Source organism: Lentisalinibacter salinarum (genome assembly GCF_040706555.1).
GTDB classification, from domain to species: Bacteria; Pseudomonadota; Gammaproteobacteria; order Steroidobacterales; family Woeseiaceae; genus Lentisalinibacter; species Lentisalinibacter salinarum.
Genome location: NZ_JAPDRH010000002.1, coordinates 91,943 through 108,491 on the forward strand (window position 1 = coordinate 91,943; position 16,549 = coordinate 108,491).

A 16,549-nucleotide genomic window follows, 5' to 3' on the forward strand; every position below is an offset into this window, starting at 1 on the left:
CGCCGAATGCCCAAGCGGACCGCCGTGCCATAATGCCCGCGAGGCGCCGCCCGGCGCCGGTGTCAGGGCGAGGAGTCCCCGTGTCGTCGACAGCCGAAACCGCAGCGAAACCGTCGCCGGTGTCGTCCGGGGAACCGTCGGCGGCGCCGGACCCGGGCGGCCTGGCGCCGTTCCGCCGGCCCATCTTCCGCTGGCTGTGGGTCGCGCTGCTGGTCTCCACCGTCGGCAGCTGGATGCACGACACCGGCGCCGGCTGGCTGATGACCTCGCTCGCGCCGGACCCGGTGATGGTGGCGCTGGTGCAGGCGGCCGCCCTGCTGCCTACCTTCCTGCTGGCCCTGCCTGCCGGCGCACTCGCCGACATCGTCGACCGCCGCCGCTTCCTGCTGTTCGCGCTGAGCTGGCTGATGGTCTCCGCCGGCGTGCTGGGCGTGCTCACCGTCACCGGCAATGTCACGGCGTGGGGGCTGCTCGCCATGACCTTCGCCATGGGCACCGGCGCGGCGATGATGATGCCCGCCTTCTCCGCGCTCATCCCGGATCTGGTGCCACGCTCCGAACTGCCCGCCGCAGTCACGCTGAACGGCATCGCGTTCAACGTCTCCCGCGCCATCGGCCCCGTGCTGGCGGGCCTGCTGCTGTCCGCGGCCGGGCCGGGATTCGTCTTCCTCATCAATAGCGCGAGCTACCTGGGCGTGCTCGCCGTGATGTTCTTCTCGCGCACGCCGCGGCGCCAGAGCACGCTGCCCAGCGAACGCTTCTTCGGCGCCGTGCGCATGGGCCTGCGCTACGCCCGGCGCTCCGCCGGGCTGCAGGTGGTCATCGCCCGGGGCATCCTCTACTTCGTGCTGGTAAGCGCCCCGGTGGCCTTCCTGCCACTGATCGTGCGCGAGGAGATGGGCGCCGGCCCGGAGGTCTACGGACGGCTCCTCGGCGCGGTGGGCGTCGGCGCCGTCCTGATCGGCCTCAACCTGGCGCGGCTGCGCCGCTTTCTGTCCGACGACGCGCTGGTGACGCTGGGCTCGGCGGGCACCATCGCCGCCGCCCTGGCCCTGGCCTTCGTCCGCGACGCCTGGTGGCTGGCACCGGCCATGCTGTTGCTGGGAGCCTCCTGGGTCTCGGTGCTGTCCACGCTGCAGGTGGTCGCGCAGCTCTCCCTGCCCGAGTGGGTGCGCGCCCGCGGGCTGGCCGTCTTCCTGGCGAGCTTCATGGGCACCGTCGCCGGCGCGGCGGCTTTCTGGGGCAAGATCGCATCGCTGACGTCGCTGTCCGAGGCGCTGGTGTACGCCGCGGTCGTCGGCCTGGTCGGCCTCGCGCTCGGCGTGCCGCTGAACATGCGCCGCTACGCCAGCGCCGATCCGACGCTCGTGACCCCCATTCCCGATCCCAGCGTGCCATTCACGATCCAGCAGGACCAGGGGCCCGTGCTGGTGGAGATCCGTTACGAGATCGATCCGGCGGACGCCGACGATTTCGCCGCCGCCATGCAGCCGGTACGCAAGCTCCGGCTGCGCAACGGCGCCATTACCTGGGGGCTGTTCCAGGACACCGAGGACGAGCGGCTGTTCGTGGAAGTGTTCGTGGACGAATCCTGGCTGGAACACCTGCGCCAGCACCGCCGGCTGACCCGGGGCGACATGGAGGTGCTCGCCGCCGCCTTTCGCTACCACCGCGGCGAGGAACGCCCGCGGGTCTCGCATCGCATCGCGCGGCAGCGCCGGGGCTGACGTGAGTGCGCGCGACCCGTTGCTGTTCGCATTGGTCCTGGCCGCCGGCGGCTCGCGCCGGTTGGGCGCGCCGAAGCAGCTGCTGACCTTCGGCGGCGAAGCACTGGTGCGGCGCGCGCTGCGCCTGGCCGCCGGCCCCTGCGGCGGCCGCAGCCTGCTCGTGCTCGGCGCTGAATATACGCGGGTGCTGGAAGCCGCCGGCGAGGTGGCGCGCTACTTCGTGGTGAACGAGCACTGGCAGCGGGGCCTGTCCAGCTCGCTGGTTCTGGGAGTCGAGTGCCTGCCGGACGATTGCGACGGCCTGCTGGTGTTGCTCACCGACCAGCCCCTGGTCGACGAGACCGACCTCGCCCGCCTGGCGGCAGCCTGGCGCAGCCGCCCGGATGCCATCGCGGCCAGCCGTTATGGGGGCCGCGGCGGCAATGAGTGCGGCGATGACGGTGGCGATATTCTCGGCGTCCCGGCCATCTTCCCGCGCCGGCTGTTCCCGGAGCTGCGCGCACTCACCGGCGACCGGGGCGCCCGGCCGCTGATCGAACGGCACCGGCACGAGGTGATCGCGGTGGAATGCCGGCGGGCTGCCACGGACATCGACACGCCGGCCGACGCGGCAGCGCTCGCGCGGGAGGGAGGCTAGCCGGCCGACGCCGATTCGTGCTGGTGGCCGGCGGCGCAGCGCTCGCAGTTGACCCAGCCCGAGTCACCGTCGGTGTAATACTCTTTCTTCCAGATCGGCAGCCGCACCTTCACCTCGTCGATGATGTAGCGGCACGCGGCGAAAGCCTCGTCCCGGTGGGGCGAGACGACGCCCACCCAGACCGCGTAATCGCCGATCTCGAGCATGCCGGTACGATGCACGCAGTGCGCGGAGAGGATGGGCCAGCGCTCGCAGGCCTCGGCGATGATGCGCGCGCCCTCCTTCTCCGCCAGCGGGGCATAGGCCTCGTACTCGAGCCGCTCGACTGCCCGGCCCTCGTTCCGGTTGCGCACGCGTCCCTCGAAGCCGACGAACGCTCCGGCGCCCGGCTCCGTGAGCGCAGCGCCGAGCTCGCCGGGCACAATCGGGTGAGGGCTTATCACCACTTCGCTCATCCGCCCGCCACCGGTGGGAAAAGCAGCACCGTGTCCCCGTCCTTCAGCGGCGTCGTCCAGTCGGCCATCTCGTCGTTGATGGCCACCTTGCAGTGTCCGCGGGGCTCCGCCGAGCCGTGGCGGTCGCGAAGCGCTTCGAAGAGATCGGCGGCGGTGTCCGCCTCGGTCTCCAGCGCTTCCTCTGCCCTGCCCGCGCGCTCCCTGAAGGCGGCGAAGTAACGCACCGTTACCTGCTTGCTCATGCGTTCGCCATCCAACGGTCAGTCCTCGTGATGAAAGTCACTTTTGCCTCCGGTCTTCGCGATCAGCCGGGTCTCGCCGATCACGATGTCGTGGGACAGTGCCTTGCACATGTCGTAGACGGTGAGCGCCGCCACGCTGGCGCCGGTGAGCGCTTCCATCTCCACGCCCGTCTTCGCCGTGATGCGGCAGCGGCAGGTGATGGCGAGCGTCGCCGGATCGCGCACCTCGATCTCGATATCGCAGTCGTCCAGGCCGAGCGGATGGCAGAAAGGTATCAGCTCATGGGTGCGCTTGGCCGCCATGACTCCCGCCACGACTGCGGTGGCGAACACCGGACCCTTGGCCGTACTCAGCTCGCCGTCGGCCAGACGGGACGCCACGGCCTCCGGCAGCCTCACCAGCGTGCGTGCGACCGCTTCCCGCCGGGTGACGGCCTTGCCGCCGACGTCGACCATGCGCGGCCGGCCCCGTTCGTCGATGTGACTGAGATCGGATGCTCCCACTGCTCGCTTCCCGGCTGACTACCTAACCGCCGATTCGGTACATCTCGACCTTGCGCAGGACGTGGGCCTGGGCCGCGCCCGGCGTGCGCAGCTCGCTGTACCGATCGGCGCGCTGCAGCCATATCCTGCGGATTATATCGGTAATCTCGTCCACGTCCGCACCGTCGCGGAGCGCCTCGCGCAGGTCGGTCCCGTGGCTGGCGAACAGACAGGTATACAACGTGCCGTCCGCCGACAGCCGCGCACGATTGCAGGAGCCGCAGAACGGCTCGGTCACGCTCGAGATGAAACCGATCTCGCCTGCGCCGTCCTCGTACACGTAGCGCCGGGCCACCTCGCCGGCATAGTTGCGGCCCACGGGCCGCAGCGGCCAGCGCTCCGTGATCCGGGCGAGCAGCTCCCGCGAGGGCACGACCTGGTCCATGCGCCAGCCGTTGCGGTTGCCGACGTCCATGTACTCGATCAGTCGGACAATATGGCCGGTACCGCGGAAGTACTCGAGCAATTCCGGCACAGTCCCGTCGTTGACGCCCTTCTGGATGACCGCATTGATCTTCACCGGCGCCAGTCCCGCCTCGTCCGCCGCGCGGATGCCCTCCAGCACGTCGTCGAGCCGGCCCCGGCCGCCACTCATGCGCCGGAATACGGTCGGGTCCAGGCTGTCCAGGCTGATCGTGACCCGGGAGAGTCCGGCCTCGGCCAGACGGCGGGCCACCGGGGCCAGCAGCATCCCGTTGGTCGTCAGCGCCAGGTCCGTCACGCCCGGGATGTCGGCGAGAAGCGCCACCAGCTCCGGCAGCCGCTTCTCCAGCAGGGGCTCGCCGCCCGTCAGCCGCAGCTTCGTCGCACCCAGACTCGCCGCGGCGCGTGCGACCCGGTGAATCTCGTCGAACGTAAGGCGCTCGCGCCGTTTCAGGAACTGGTAATCCGCGTGGAACGTCGATGCCGGCATGCAATAGGGGCAACGGAAATTGCAGCGGTCCAGCACCGAGATGCGCAGGTCGCGCAGCGGCCGCGCCAGGGCGTCGGTGACTACGGGTGTCTGCGGTGTGCCGCGGGTCATGCGTCTGTGTCTGCCTCTGCCGTAAAGGCGTAACCATAGCACGGCCGCGGGAGCCGATGTGGAGCCGCAGGCCGGCCGCCGGAACACAGCTTCTGTCCGGATTTCCGCGGGGTTCACCGCATTGTTGTGCAGTGCAATATAATGCTATTCTGCCGGGGTTGAGGGGGTCCCGGGCGTACGGCCGGGACTGTTTCGGCGGCCGCCTCCGCAGCGGCCGCAGCGGCCGTTGCGTGCCCGACCGGGCGCGGCCGCGGACACGGGGTCTCGCACCCCCAATTGTCAGTATCAGGACAGCACCATGGATGTAAATTTCACCGCCGAGGAGAAAGCATTCCGTGAGGAAGTGAGGAGCTTCCTCGACGAGAAGTACCCGGAGGACATCGCCTACAAGATGAACAACGGGATCGAGCCCGATCCCGAGGACTTCATCCGCTGGCAGAAGATCCTCTACAAGCAGGGCTGGATCGCGCCGAACTGGCCGGTCGAGTACGGCGGCACGGGCTGGAGCCCGGTGCAGAAATACATCTTCTCCATGGAGATGGCACGCTACAACACGCCGCGGCTGATTCCTTTCGGCCTGAGCATGGTCGGGCCCGTCATCTACACCTTCGGCAACGACGCGCAGAAGGAGCGCTTCCTGCCCGACATCCTGGAGAGCAACGTCTGGTGGGCCCAGGGTTACTCCGAACCGGGCGCCGGCTCCGACCTGGCCTCGCTGAAGACCCGCGCGGACCGTGACGGCGACGAGTACGTCATCAACGGCACCAAGACCTGGACCACGCTGGGCCAGCATGCCGACTGGATCTTCCTGCTGGCGCGCACCAGCCAGGACGTCGAGCGCCGCCAGGAGGGCATCAGCTTCATCCTCTGCGACATGAAGACGCCGGGCGTCAGCGTGAAGCCGATCATCACTATCGAGGGCGGGCACGAGGTGAACGAGGTGCACTTCGAGGACGTGCGCGTGCCGGTGCAGAACCTGGTGGGCGAGGAAGGCAAGGGCTGGACCTACGGCAAGGTGTTGCTCCAGCACGAGCGCACCAACATCGCCGATGTGGCGCGCTCCCAGTACCGGCTCAACCGGCTGAAGGAACTGGCCCGCGCGTCGGTACGCGGCGGCGAGCCGCTCATCGGGGACTGGAGCTTCCGCCGCAAGCTGGCCGAGGCCGAGATCTCGTTGAAGGCGCTCGAGTACACCGATCTTCGCACCCTCGCGGCCGTGGCCACCGGCAAGGCGCCGGGCCCGGAGAGCTCCATCCTGAAGATCCGCGGCACCGAGCTGCAGCAGCTGATCGACACGCTGTTCATGGAGGCGGCCGGCTACTATGCCATCCCCTTCGTGCCGGACCAGTACGAGGTGGACTTCGCCGAGGAAGACTACGTGGGCGAAGGCGCCGAGACCCGGACCTCGCTGGTCTACTTCAACAACCGCAAGGCATCGATCTACGGCGGATCCAACGAGATCCAGCGCAACATCGTGGCCAAGCACGTGCTCGGCCTGTAGAGCCGGTCGCCCCTTAAGCGGAGATATCGAGCATGGACTTTGCAATCACCGAAGAACAGTCACTGCTGCAGGACAGCGTGGCGAAATTCATCGACAACGACTACGACTTCGAGAAGCGCATGAAGCACTCGGAGAGCGAGCTGGGCTACAGCGCCGAGGACTGGCAGGAGTTCGCCAATCTGGGCTGGACCGCCGTGCCCTTCCCCGAGGAGGACGGCGGGCTGGACGGCGGCCCGGTGGAGCTGATGCTGATCATGGAGCAGTTCGGCCGCGGCCTGGTCGTCGAGCCCTACCTCGCCAGCATCGTGCTCGCCGGCGGCGCGCTGAGGCGCACCGCCGACGACGCGCAGAAGGCCGACTGGCTCATGCCGCTGATCGAGGGATCCAAGACCGGCGCCCTCGCCTACCTGGAGCCCCAGAGCCGCTACCGTCTCGCCGACGTGGCGCTGAGCGCCAAGAAGGACGGTGACGATTACGTGCTGAACGGCGAGAAGGGAGTGGTGCTGAACGGCGCCACGGCCGACGTGCTCGTGGTGAGTGCGCGCACGGCGGGCGGCCAGAAGGACGAGGACGGCATCAGCCTGTTCGTCCTCGCCGCGGACAGCGACGGCATCAAGCGACGCGGCTATGCCACCGTCGACGGCCAGAAGGGTGCGGAGATCAAGTTCAAGGACGTCCGCGTGCCCGCCGCGCAGCTGCTCGGCGAGGAAGGCAAGGCGTACCCGGTTCTGCAGTCGGTGATCCAGGAGGCCACGCTGGCCGTCTGCGCCGAGGCCGTGGGCATCATGGAGAAGCTGAACCATAAAACCCTGGAGTACACCAGGAGCCGGGTCCAGTTCGGCGTGCCCATCGCCGCATTCCAGGCGCTACAGCACCGCATGGTGGAGATGTTCATGCTCTACGAGCAGACCAAGTCGCTGCTGCTCTGGGCCGTGATGGCCCAGGAGAGCGAGGACGCCGACGAGGCCCGCCGGGCGATCAGCGCCATCAAGTACCAGGTGGGCACGGCCGGCCGGAAGATCGGCGAGGAAGCCATCCAGCTGCACGGCGGCATGGGCGTCAGCTGGGAGATGGACGTCGCTCACTACTTCAAGCGGCTGACCGTGATCAACACGCTGTTCGGCAACGCCGACTTCCACGTCGAGCGCTACGCCGGCCTGATGTGAACCACCGGGAGCGCGGATGCCCGCGGCGCGCGGCCGCGGGCATCCCCTCGCCGACCTGCCTCTCCTGACCTGCCTCTCCTGAGCTGCGGATAGTCCATGTTCCCCGAAGCACTGTCCGCGTTCTTCGCCGAGAATCAGGAGGCGCTCTGGCTGACCACGCTGGTCGCCGACCTCGCCTTCACCGTGATCCTGTTCCGCCTGTTCGGCCGGGCCGGGCTGCAGGCCGCGATCGTCACCGCGATCATCCTGGCCAATCTGCAGGGGCCGAAGCTCACCGAGATATTCGGCCTGCAGACCAGCCTCGGCGTGATCTTCTACTCCAGCATCTTCTTCGCCACGGACGTCCTGAGCGAGAACTACGGGCGCAGGGCGGCCAACCAGGCGGTGCGGCTGGGGTTCTTCGTCAGCGTGATCATCGTCATCATGCTGAGCCTCGGCCTGCAGTACCTGCCGTCCACCGACCCGAAGACCGCGGCATTCTCCCGGGACGTCCACGAGGCCTTCGTCACCATCCTCGACTTCACGCCCCGCTTCGTGGCGGGCTCGCTGCTCGCCTACCTCATCAGCCAGAGCTTCGACGTGTGGGCCTTCCACCGCATCCGCCAGGCGACCGGCGGGCGCTGGCTCTGGCTGCGCAACAACGGCTCGACCATGGCCTCCCAGGCGCTGGACACCACGCTGTACTCGCTGGTGGTGTGGTGGGGCGTCGTCGACCTCGTCACCGCCCTGCAGCTGGGCGCCGCCAAGTACGTGTTCAAGCTCGCCATCGCCGTCATCGATACACCGTTCATCTACTGGGCGCGCTGGTGGCACCGTTCCCGGCGCACGGCGGATCCCGCCGCCGCCTGACTGCCCGACCGCGGCTGGGGTAAGCTAGACGCCTCGTATCGAGGGAGAGCGTGCAGCGATGGCTTCCGGCGTCGTCACCATCACTACGGACTTCGGCCACAAGGGGCCTTTCGTCGGCGTCATGAAGGGGGTGATCCTGGCGCGCTTCCGTGACGCGAAGATCGTCGACCTCACCCACGAGATCCCGGTGCACTGGCCCGCGGAGGCCGGTTTCTGGCTGCAGCGCTCGTATTACTACTTCTCGCCGGGCACCGTGCACGTGGCGGTGGTGGACCCCGGCGTGGGCACCGAGCGCGACATCATCGTGGCCGAGGCTGACCGCCATGTCTTCCTCGCACCGGACAACGGCCTGCTGGCGCCCCTGCTGGACACGGTCGCCGACGCCGCGGTCCACCGCGTGGACGCCGCCGGCCTGGACTCCCTGTCGCTGCCGCCGGCCAGCGCCACCTTCCACGGCCGGGACATCTTCGCGCCGCTGGCCGCGGAACTCGCGTCGGGACGGGTGGCGCCGTCGGATCTCGGGCCCCGGGCGGACGACTGGACGCCGGGCTGGCTGGACGAGCCGGAGAGCGCCAACGGCCGTGTCGTCGGCGTCGTGGTGACGGTGGACAACTTCGGCAACCTGATCACGAACATCGGCGAGGAATACCTGGAGAGCTTCGAACGGCCGCTGGTCCTCGCCGGCGGCCACGAGTTCGAATTGCGGGAGACCTACGGGCGCTCGAAACCCGGCGAGTATCTCGCCCTGGTCAATTCCTTCGGGGTGCTGGAGATCGCGCGGGCGGAGTCGAGCGCCGCCGCCGGACTCGGTCTGGACCGGGGTGCGCCGGTGCGCATCATGGAAGCCGGCTGACCGTACGCGGCTAACACTCCGCGCCGAAACCGTACTACCATCCCGGCTCTTTCCGACGTCGACGCCACCCATTCATGCCGAACGAAAACCCCCGCAGCGATGGCGAATACCTGAATACCCTGGCACGGGGGCTGACGGTGCTGCGCTCGTTCACGAAGGAACGTCCCGAGATGAGCCTCAGCGAGGTCGCCGCCGCCACCTCGCTCAGCCCGGCCGTCGCCCGGCGCTGCCTGAACACGCTGGTGCACCTGGGTTACGTGGGCAAGAAAGGCAAGCGCTTCCTGCTGACGCCGGAGGTGATCGGCTTCGCCTCGGCGTTCCTCGAGTCCATGAACGTGGAGGAAGTCATCCGGCCGTACCTGCAGGAGGTACGCGACCGCACCGGCGACAGCTCGTCGCTGGCCGTCCTGTCCCGGCAGAACATCCTCTACCTGGTGCACGTGTCCACGAACCGCATGGTGCGGCTGGCCGCCGGCGTCGGCACCCGCTTCCCCGCGTACTGCACCTCACTCGGCCGCGTGCTGCTCGCCCACCAGCCCGACGGCGTGCTCGAGTCGCTGCTCGCCGAAATGCGGCCGGAGAAGTTCACCGACAAGACCGAGACCTCAGTGCCGAGGCTGCGCGAGATACTGCAAGAAGTCCGCGGTCGTGGCTACGCCTCCATCCAGGACGAGCTCGACTACGGCATCGTCTCGGTGGCGGTACCGGTGCGCATGGACGACGGCACCGTGATCGCGGCCATCAACTGCTCGACGGCCACGACCCGGGTGAACGAGGCGGAGATGGTGGAGACCCGGCTGCCGCACCTGCGCAGCGCCGCCGAGCGCATCGAGACCGAGCTGCGCCGCTACCCGGTGCTGGTCCACTCAATCCGCGGCGCCGGGGACTGAGGCGCCGCGCCCGCCATTGCCGCGCTCGCCGCAATCGACGTCGCGGCAGAATTCCCTCACGGCGCGGTTGTAGGCGTCCGGTTCGCTGAGGTTGCCGAGATGCCCGCTTGCCGCCAGCACGACCTCGCGGGCGCCGGGCACCCTCTCGACAAGCAGCCGGGCGAGACGTCGCCGCGCCTCCGTCTCGCGAGCTCCGGTCAGAACCAGCAGGCGCAGTCCCGCGCCGGCGACGGCGCCGAGCACATCGTCCGACCAGGCATAGGCTTCGGGGCGAAAGCGCGCGAGATCCTCGCCCCGGTAGTCCGTCAGCATCTGTCGCAGCAGCGTCTCTGCTTCCGGGTGACCCTCGCCGACCCGCATCATGGGATGACGCAGCCAGCGGCGCCGGACTTCGTCCATGCGGCCCTCGGCCGCCAGCGCCGCGTACTCGGTAACGGGGATGCGCTCTTCGTCCGGGCCGCCCGGGTCCTCACCGTCCACCGCGGCGCCCTGCAGGATCAGCGAGCGCAGCCGGCCGGGGTGCCGTGCCGCATAGCGGAGCGCGATGCGCCCGCCCTGGGACATGCCGAGCAGGTGAAACGGACCGCCGATCAGCTGCCGGGCGATGGCGTCGATGTCCCCGGTCTCCCGCGAGAGGTCGGGTTCGCCCCCGGACAGGCCGAAGCCCCGGCGGTCGAACGCGATCACGCGGAAATCCCTGGACAGTGCCTCTGTCTGGGGGCGGAAGACGCGGTGGTCCATCGCCCAGCCGTGCACCAGCAGTAACGGCGCGCCCACGCCGACCGCCTCGACGTGCAGGCGCGCCCCGTCCGAGACCACCTCGTGGGAGCGGGTCACCGCCGGCGCCTCCGCCGCCATCACGGCTCGTAGTCGACGGCCTCCTGGGCCGCCTCCCAGATGGCCGGGGCTGCCGGCTCGGACATCTCCTCGAAGACGTGCCCGACCAGCCCTGCGCAGCGGGCCGTCAGCACCACCCCGCGCATGAGCCGGGAAGGGATGCCGGCCTCCGCCATGGCAGCCGCCATCGCCGCGCTGATGTTGGTCACCAGGGGCTTGCCCAGTTCCTCGCGCAGCGCGTCCTGCAACAGATACATCGCGTCGATGGCCTCGCCGCCGGCGCCGGCCGCGCGCACGATCTCCAGCAACCGCTCGACCCGGGGGTCTTTCGTCTGGTGGATGGGGTGGCCGAAGCCGGGTATCGGCCGGCGGATGCTGCGATAGCTCCGCACCTGCTCGAGCGCCCTCGCCTTGCGCTCCGACTCGGCCGCCTCGAGGATCCGCTCCAGCACCGCGCCGCACTCGCCCGCTGTGCCCGCATAACGGTCGCCGACGCCCAGCAGACCGGCCACCACCGCGCCCTGGAAGGACTCCGGCGCGCCGTAGTGCGTGAGCCGGCTCACCACCGCCGAAGGCACCATGCCGTGCTCCATGATCGTAACCATGACCGCATCGACGATGCGCACCTGGGTCTCGCTGGGCTCCTTTCCGAGCGCCTGGAGCAGCATCAGCTGTGTAAAACTGTAGCTGCCCATGATGTCGGTCACGAGATTCCGGCCGCGGATCAGGATGTTGTCCGCGTCGTAGCCGCAGATGCCCGTGCGCCCCGTCGTGCTCTGGTCTGACATCGTCTCCCCTCCGTCGACACGTTTTCGCATAGCGAAGTTGAATTCGGTATGCGAAAATTATAGCATCCCGCCCATCCTGTCCAAAATCAGCTCGGGGGAGAGTCAAGAATGAAGCTATCGACCAGGATCGCTCTGTGCCTGCTGGCACCGACGCTCGCCGTGCCCTTCGTCGAGGTCCGCGCCCAGGGGCAGGTCATCGAGGAAGTGGTGGTCACCGCCCGCAAACGCGCGGAATCGCTGGAAGACATCCCGGTCTCCGCGCGGGCATTCACGGCCGACGAGATCGAGTCCGCCGGCATCAACACGCCCCAGGACTTCATCCAGCTGACCCCGAACGTCACGCTGGTCCAGACCCAGAACGCGGGCAATTCCTTCATCAACATCCGCGGCGTCTCCCAGGCGCGCAACAGCGAGATGTCGGCTGCGGTACTCGTGGATGGCGTGCTGATGGCCAATCCGGCCCAGTTCAACCAGCAGCTGTTCGACATTCAGCAGATCGAGGTCCTGCGCGGGCCCCAGGGCGCGCTGTACGGGCGCAATGCCATCGGCGGCGCCATCACCATCGTGACCAAGCAGCCGACCGACGAGCTGGAGGGCCGCATGGAACTCGGCGCCGACGACGGGCCGGGCTTCACCGCCCGCGGTGCGGTCAGCGGGCCGGTCGGCGGCAGCGAAACGCTCAAGTTCCGCGCCTCCGCTTCCTACGTGGACACGGACGGATGGATCGAGAACGAATTCCTGGACGAGGAAGCCGATCCCTACCGGGATATCTCCGGCCGTTTCAAGCTGCTGTGGGAGCCGACGGACCGCTTCTCCGCAGACCTCCGGCTCTCCGCGTCGCAGCTCGACACCCAGGCGCTGTATTTCGTGATCGGCCCGGAGGCGGACGACACCGACATCCCGGTGCGCGTCAACAACCCGGGCAAGAACGAGCGCGACCTCTACAACGCCACGCTGAAGCTCGACTACGAGGCCGACTTCGGCACGTTCACCTCGATCACCGCCTATGACGATCTCGAGGAGCTCCTGACCGGCGACCAGTTCAACTTCGTGCCCCGAGAGGAATCCGTGGTGAACTTCTTCGACTTCGCGCCGCTCATCCGCGACCTGACCGGCGATGAGTTCGTGGACCTCAGCCAGACCCAGTACCTCGAGTCCGACGCCATCAGTCAGGAGTTCCGCTTCACCTCGCCGGCCGAGAACCGCCTGCGCTGGATCGCCGGCACCTACTTCATCCAGACGGACCGGTTCATCTCCACCGGCAACATGATCGACCGCGGCAACGGCGTGCCCGACGTCACCACCGAGCCGAGCGTCTCGGTGTTCGTCGACCCCACGGATCCGAGCCCCCAGTTCGGCCTGCTGGTGGACGAGCAGGACAACTTCGCCTGGGCGGTCTTCGGCGAGATCGCCTACGACCTCACGGACACCTTCGAGGCGTCGGTATCCCTGCGCTATGACGAGGACGAGCGCGAGAACACCACGCTGACCGAGCCGCTGTACGACCCGACCGGCGGCCTCACGACCTTCGGCGAGGTGCGCAAGGAGACCTGGGACGCCTGGCAGCCCAAGGTCACGCTGACCTGGCAGCCGAGCGACGCGATGACGATCTACGGCGGCTACAGCCGCGGCTTCCGGAGCGGCGGCTTCAACCAGTCCGGCGTCGGCGGCGCGGTGCCCGAACCCGGCGTCGAAGACATCTTCGAAGAGCAGATCGCGGACACCTGGGAGGCCGGCATCAAGGGCTCGTTCTGGGGCGGCCGGGCCAGCGGCTCCGCGAGCGTCTACTACACCGACTTCGAGAACGCGTACTTCTTCTTCTTCGATCCGGGTACCAGCACGCAGAACCTGGGCAGCATCCCGGAGGTCACCTACCAGGGCCTGGAGATCGAGGCCAGCGCGCTGGTGACGGACAACCTCAGCGTGAACTTCGGCCTCGGCTACACCGACAGCGAGATCGAGCGTGCGGCCGACCCTGCCGACAACGGCAACCAGGCGCCGCTCGTCTCGGAGTACACGCTGAATCTGGGCCTGCTCTATCAGCGGCCCACCGAACTCTTCGGCGGCGTGAACGGCGTCGTACGGGTCGACTACCAGCGCACCGGCGACACGTGGTGGGATCCGGGCAACATCTCCGTGCGCAGCCCCTACGACCTGGTGGACGTGCGCGTCGGCGTGGAGATGCCCGACGACTGGTCGCTGATGCTGTGGGCGAAGAATGCCTTCGATGAGGAATACAATACCGAGTTCTCGCCGGGTCCCGTGCCGGGGGCGAACTTCCTCTGGCCGGGCATGCCGAGGCGCTGGGGCGTCGAGTTCTCCAAGCGCTTCTGAGCAACCCCGAAGCAGACGGAACAGACGAGGAGTTTCAGACCATGCAAGCACCGAGAGTAGATTCCAGACTCCACCACAACGCCCACGTCACCCGCGACCTGGAGGCCGTGCGGCACTTCTACGAGGACATCATCGGCTTCCCGCTGACGGCGACCTGGTGCGAGAAGACCGACCTCTTCGGCAAGGAGCGGGTGTACGCGCACTGCTTCTTCGACATCGGCGACGGCGAGGCGCTGGCCTTCTTCCAGTTCGCCGACGAGGAGGACGCCGAGGAGTTCGGCCCCGAGCTGCCGCTGTCCGGCTTCCGCCACCTGGCACTCAAGGTGGACCAGGAGAGCCAGGACGGCATCAAGGAGCGCCTCGAGGCCGCCGGCTACAAGGAGCCGGACATGTACATTCTGAATCACGGCTACTGCTATTCGCTGTACGTGTTCGACCCGGCGAAGCTGCTGGTGGAGTTCACCGTCGACCACCCGGATGTGGACAAGATCAATGCCGACCAGCTGCCGAAGGCACACAGCGAACTGAAGCGCTGGCTGGCGGGCGATCACACGCCCAATAACGAGCAGTACCACCGCTAGTCGTACAGCGGCCGCCTGACCGGCGGCCGGCACCGCGGGCTCCCCACGACGGGGCCGGAGCACAGGAACTCCGGCCCGCGGACCCGCTCGGCCCGAGGCCGGAGAACAAGTCCTAACAACAGTGAGAGAAGCCGGGAGAGGAACCATGTCCAGGAAGATCTGCATCGTCCACCACAGCGGCTACGGCCACACCGCGAAACAGGCGGCCGCCGTCGCCGAAGGCGTCCGCGCAGTCGACGGCGTCGCGTGCGTCGAACTCACCGTGGCGGACCTGGAGGAGGCCGAAGCCACGGGCTGGTCCGAACTGGACGCGGCCGCCGCCATCGTCTTCGGCAGCCCCACCTACATGGGCAGCGTCTCCGCCGACATGAAACGCTTCATGGAGGCTACTTCCGGCCGCTGGATGGAGCAGAAGTGGGCGGACAAGCTCGCCGCCGGCTTCACCAATTCCGGCTCCCAGAACGGCGACAAGCAGAACACGCTGGTCTCCTTCCTCACCCTCGCCGCTCAGCACGGCATGGTCTGGGTGAATCTCAACCTGCTGCCCGGCAACAACAGCTCGAAGGGCAGCGTGGACGACGTGAACCGCCTCGGCGGCTCCCTGGGTGCCATGGCCCAGTCCAACGTGGACGAGGGCCCCGATGTCTGCCCGCCCGAGGCCGATCTCGAGACCGCGCGCCGCCTGGGGCAGCGCGTCGCCGAGTGCGCGCTGCGCTGGAACCGCGGCTGAGCGCATGCCGACACAACAGGACCCGACACAACGAAGGTGGTCCCCCATGATCTATGACAAAGCGACAGAGACACGCCCGGTAGAAGAGCAGTTCGCCCTGGACCGGGAGACCTACCGGCGCCAGGTCGCCTACCTGTTCGGGAACTCCGCGTTCTATCAGCACAAGCTGCGCGAGGCCGGCTTCGACGACGCGGCCGCCGTGGGTGAGCTGGACGACATCGCGAAGCTGCCGTTCACCGAGAAGGACGAGCTGCGCGCCACCCAGGCCGACGCCCCGCCTTTCGGCGAGCACCTGGCGGCACCGCCGGAGAAGCTCATGCGGGTGTTCAGCACCAGCGGCACGACCGGCGTGCCCTGCTACCTCGGGCTGACCCGCAACGACGTCGACGTCTACGCCACCAATGTCGCACGCGGCTACACCGCCGCCGGCTTCTCGGCGGGCCAGCGCATCGCCGTCGGCTTCAACGCGGGACCGTTCGTCGCCGGCGCCGTCTACTACGGCTTCGACAAGATCGGCTGCACGGTCATCCCGGTGGGCACCGGCAACACCGAGCGGCTCGTCACGGCCATCCGCAACCTTAAGGCCACCGGCGTCAGCTGCACGCCCTCCTACGGCCTGTATCTCATCGACTGGTGCCAGGAAAACGGCATCGACACCCGCTCCCTCGGGCTGACCAACATGATCACGGCGGGCGAACCCGGCGGCGGCGACCCGCTGGTGCGCGGCCGCATCGAGGAGGCCTTCGGCTGCAAGGTGCGCGAGTCCATGGGCATCGGCGACATCTCGCTCTCCGCCTGGGCGGAGGACGACGACGGCAACGGCATGCACTTCATGGCCCGCGGCTACGTCCACGTGGAGCTGATCGACCCCGCCGGCGGCGAGCCCATCCCCTGGGAAGACGGCGCGGAGGGCGAACTGGTCTACACAGCACTACAGCGTGAGGCCATGCCGCTGCTGCGCTTCCGCAGCCGCGACCACGTGGTCGTGAACATGCAGGAGAATCCCACCGGGCGCACCGGTCCGCGCATCCGCTGCGTCGGTCGCACCGACGACATGTTGATCGTGCGCGGCGTGAACCTCTTCCCCTCCGCCATCCGCAGCCTGCTGAAGGACTTCGCCCCCGACGTCGGCGGCCTGCTGCAGGTGCGCCCGAGAGAGCGCGGCGTGCTGCAGTCGCCGCCGCTGCCGGTCGTCGTCGAACTCGGCGAAGGCATGTCGAGCGCGCCGGAAGGACTGGCCGACCGCATCAGGCAGGAAATCCGCTCGCGCCTGCTGGTGACCACCGACGTCGAGCTGGTTCCCTACGGCACGCTGCCGCGGGAGACCTACAAGTCCAAGCTGATAGACTACTCCAACGCCGACAAGAAGGAAGCCGCCTCCGGCTGAATCAT

The 16,549-nt window shown here is 68.3% G+C and carries 17 protein-coding genes; 11 read left to right on the forward strand and 6 right to left on the reverse strand.

Annotated features, from left to right (window positions below; all coding sequences use genetic code 11):
• Positions 1-80 precede the first annotated feature (80 nt).
• Positions 81-1,727: an MFS transporter gene (locus ACJMKZ_RS03585; RefSeq protein WP_405231829.1), complete on the forward strand. Its 1,647-nt coding sequence runs from the start codon at positions 81-83 to the stop codon at positions 1,725-1,727.
• A gap of 1 nt (position 1,728) precedes the next feature.
• Positions 1,729-2,364 (forward strand): nucleotidyltransferase family protein, encoded by a 636-nt coding sequence (locus ACJMKZ_RS03590; protein WP_405231830.1) that lies wholly within the window; start codon positions 1,729-1,731, stop codon positions 2,362-2,364.
• Here the strand turns inward: ACJMKZ_RS03590 and ACJMKZ_RS03595 are convergent.
• From ACJMKZ_RS03595 to moaA, 4 genes are read right to left on the reverse strand one after another with little or no spacing between them, the layout of a single operon-like run.
• Positions 2,361-2,819, reverse strand: coding sequence for a molybdenum cofactor biosynthesis protein MoaE (locus tag ACJMKZ_RS03595; protein ID WP_405231831.1), 459 nt, complete (start codon positions 2,817-2,819; stop codon positions 2,361-2,363). The two genes, ACJMKZ_RS03590 and ACJMKZ_RS03595, sit on opposite strands and share 4 nt — an antisense overlap.
• Positions 2,816-3,061 carry a MoaD/ThiS family protein gene (locus tag ACJMKZ_RS03600; protein ID WP_405231832.1) on the reverse strand — a complete coding sequence of 82 codons (246 nt, stop codon included), beginning with the start codon at positions 3,059-3,061 and terminating at the stop codon, positions 2,816-2,818. The genes ACJMKZ_RS03595 and ACJMKZ_RS03600 overlap by 4 nt, the downstream gene beginning before the upstream one ends.
• A gap of 18 nt (positions 3,062-3,079) precedes the next feature.
• Positions 3,080-3,565, reverse strand: coding sequence for a cyclic pyranopterin monophosphate synthase MoaC (gene moaC, locus ACJMKZ_RS03605; RefSeq protein WP_405231833.1), 486 nt, complete (start codon positions 3,563-3,565; stop codon positions 3,080-3,082).
• A 22-nt stretch (positions 3,566-3,587) separates the two neighbouring features.
• Positions 3,588-4,628, reverse strand: a complete 1,041-nt coding sequence (moaA, locus tag ACJMKZ_RS03610; protein WP_405231834.1) for a GTP 3',8-cyclase MoaA — start codon at positions 4,626-4,628, stop codon at positions 3,588-3,590.
• 298 nt (positions 4,629-4,926) lie between these two features.
• On the opposite strand from moaA, the gene ACJMKZ_RS03615 reads away from it, so the two are divergent.
• From ACJMKZ_RS03615 to ACJMKZ_RS03635, 5 genes are all read left to right on the forward strand, one after another.
• A complete protein-coding gene (locus tag ACJMKZ_RS03615) occupies positions 4,927-6,129 on the forward strand; it encodes an acyl-CoA dehydrogenase family protein (RefSeq protein WP_405231835.1) in 1,203 nt (400 codons plus the stop codon).
• A gap of 32 nt (positions 6,130-6,161) precedes the next feature.
• Positions 6,162-7,295, forward strand: coding sequence for an acyl-CoA dehydrogenase family protein (locus ACJMKZ_RS03620; RefSeq protein ID WP_405231836.1), 1,134 nt, complete (start codon positions 6,162-6,164; stop codon positions 7,293-7,295).
• 96 nt (positions 7,296-7,391) lie between these two features.
• Positions 7,392-8,144: a queuosine precursor transporter gene (locus tag ACJMKZ_RS03625; RefSeq protein ID WP_405231837.1), complete on the forward strand. Its 753-nt coding sequence runs from the start codon at positions 7,392-7,394 to the stop codon at positions 8,142-8,144.
• Between the two features lie 58 nt (positions 8,145-8,202).
• Entirely contained in the window at positions 8,203-8,997 is a 795-nt protein-coding gene (locus ACJMKZ_RS03630) for an SAM hydrolase/SAM-dependent halogenase family protein (protein ID WP_405231838.1), read from the forward strand.
• Between the two features lie 74 nt (positions 8,998-9,071).
• Positions 9,072-9,887: an IclR family transcriptional regulator domain-containing protein gene (locus ACJMKZ_RS03635; RefSeq protein WP_405231839.1), complete on the forward strand. Its 816-nt coding sequence runs from the start codon at positions 9,072-9,074 to the stop codon at positions 9,885-9,887.
• On the opposite strand, the gene ACJMKZ_RS03640 is transcribed toward ACJMKZ_RS03635, so the two are convergent.
• The gene (locus ACJMKZ_RS03640) at positions 9,864-10,745 is read right to left on the reverse strand and encodes an alpha/beta fold hydrolase (protein WP_405231840.1); all 882 of its coding nucleotides are present in this window, start codon (positions 10,743-10,745) and stop codon (positions 9,864-9,866) included. The genes ACJMKZ_RS03635 and ACJMKZ_RS03640 overlap by 24 nt on opposite strands.
• Entirely contained in the window at positions 10,745-11,512 is a 768-nt protein-coding gene (locus ACJMKZ_RS03645) for a citryl-CoA lyase (protein WP_405231841.1), read from the reverse strand. Before ACJMKZ_RS03645 ends, ACJMKZ_RS03640 begins: the two co-directional genes overlap by 1 nt.
• A gap of 108 nt (positions 11,513-11,620) precedes the next feature.
• On the opposite strand from ACJMKZ_RS03645, the gene ACJMKZ_RS03650 reads away from it, so the two are divergent.
• The 4 genes from ACJMKZ_RS03650 to ACJMKZ_RS03665 all read left to right on the forward strand — a co-directional run bounded on the left by ACJMKZ_RS03650 (position 11,621) and on the right by ACJMKZ_RS03665 (position 16,544).
• Positions 11,621-13,846, forward strand: a complete 2,226-nt coding sequence (locus tag ACJMKZ_RS03650) for a TonB-dependent receptor (protein ID WP_405231842.1) — start codon at positions 11,621-11,623, stop codon at positions 13,844-13,846.
• Positions 13,847-13,887: 41 nt separating this feature from the next.
• Positions 13,888-14,427 carry a VOC family protein gene (locus tag ACJMKZ_RS03655; protein WP_405231843.1) on the forward strand — a complete coding sequence of 180 codons (540 nt, stop codon included), beginning with the start codon at positions 13,888-13,890 and terminating at the stop codon, positions 14,425-14,427.
• Between the two features lie 145 nt (positions 14,428-14,572).
• Entirely contained in the window at positions 14,573-15,157 is a 585-nt protein-coding gene (locus tag ACJMKZ_RS03660; RefSeq protein WP_405231844.1) for a flavodoxin family protein, read from the forward strand.
• Between the two features lie 46 nt (positions 15,158-15,203).
• Positions 15,204-16,544, forward strand: coding sequence for a phenylacetate--CoA ligase family protein (locus ACJMKZ_RS03665; protein WP_405231845.1), 1,341 nt, complete (start codon positions 15,204-15,206; stop codon positions 16,542-16,544).
• The last annotated feature ends 5 nt before the right edge of the window (positions 16,545-16,549 follow it).

What these genes read in the sequence shown, in the direction of transcription:
- ACJMKZ_RS03595 (WP_405231831.1), bottom strand. Translation starts at nt 2,819, where the DNA reads ATGAGCGAAGTGGTGATAAGCCCTCACCCGATTGTGCCCGGCGAGCTC.
- ACJMKZ_RS03600 (WP_405231832.1), bottom strand. Translation starts at nt 3,061, where the DNA reads ATGAGCAAGCAGGTAACGGTGCGTTACTTCGCCGCCTTCAGGGAGCGC.
- moaA (WP_405231834.1), bottom strand. Translation starts at nt 4,628, where the DNA reads ATGACCCGCGGCACACCGCAGACACCCGTAGTCACCGACGCCCTGGCG.
- ACJMKZ_RS03615 (WP_405231835.1), top strand. Translation starts at nt 4,927, where the DNA reads ATGGATGTAAATTTCACCGCCGAGGAGAAAGCATTCCGTGAGGAAGTG.
- ACJMKZ_RS03620 (WP_405231836.1), top strand. Translation starts at nt 6,162, where the DNA reads ATGGACTTTGCAATCACCGAAGAACAGTCACTGCTGCAGGACAGCGTG.
- ACJMKZ_RS03625 (WP_405231837.1), top strand. Translation starts at nt 7,392, where the DNA reads ATGTTCCCCGAAGCACTGTCCGCGTTCTTCGCCGAGAATCAGGAGGCG.
- ACJMKZ_RS03630 (WP_405231838.1), top strand. Translation starts at nt 8,203, where the DNA reads ATGGCTTCCGGCGTCGTCACCATCACTACGGACTTCGGCCACAAGGGG.
- ACJMKZ_RS03635 (WP_405231839.1), top strand. Translation starts at nt 9,072, where the DNA reads ATGCCGAACGAAAACCCCCGCAGCGATGGCGAATACCTGAATACCCTG.
- ACJMKZ_RS03640 (WP_405231840.1), bottom strand. Translation starts at nt 10,745, where the DNA reads ATGGCGGCGGAGGCGCCGGCGGTGACCCGCTCCCACGAGGTGGTCTCG.
- ACJMKZ_RS03645 (WP_405231841.1), bottom strand. Translation starts at nt 11,512, where the DNA reads ATGTCAGACCAGAGCACGACGGGGCGCACGGGCATCTGCGGCTACGAC.
- ACJMKZ_RS03650 (WP_405231842.1), top strand. Translation starts at nt 11,621, where the DNA reads ATGAAGCTATCGACCAGGATCGCTCTGTGCCTGCTGGCACCGACGCTC.
- ACJMKZ_RS03655 (WP_405231843.1), top strand. Translation starts at nt 13,888, where the DNA reads ATGCAAGCACCGAGAGTAGATTCCAGACTCCACCACAACGCCCACGTC.
- ACJMKZ_RS03660 (WP_405231844.1), top strand. Translation starts at nt 14,573, where the DNA reads ATGTCCAGGAAGATCTGCATCGTCCACCACAGCGGCTACGGCCACACC.
- ACJMKZ_RS03665 (WP_405231845.1), top strand. Translation starts at nt 15,204, where the DNA reads ATGATCTATGACAAAGCGACAGAGACACGCCCGGTAGAAGAGCAGTTC.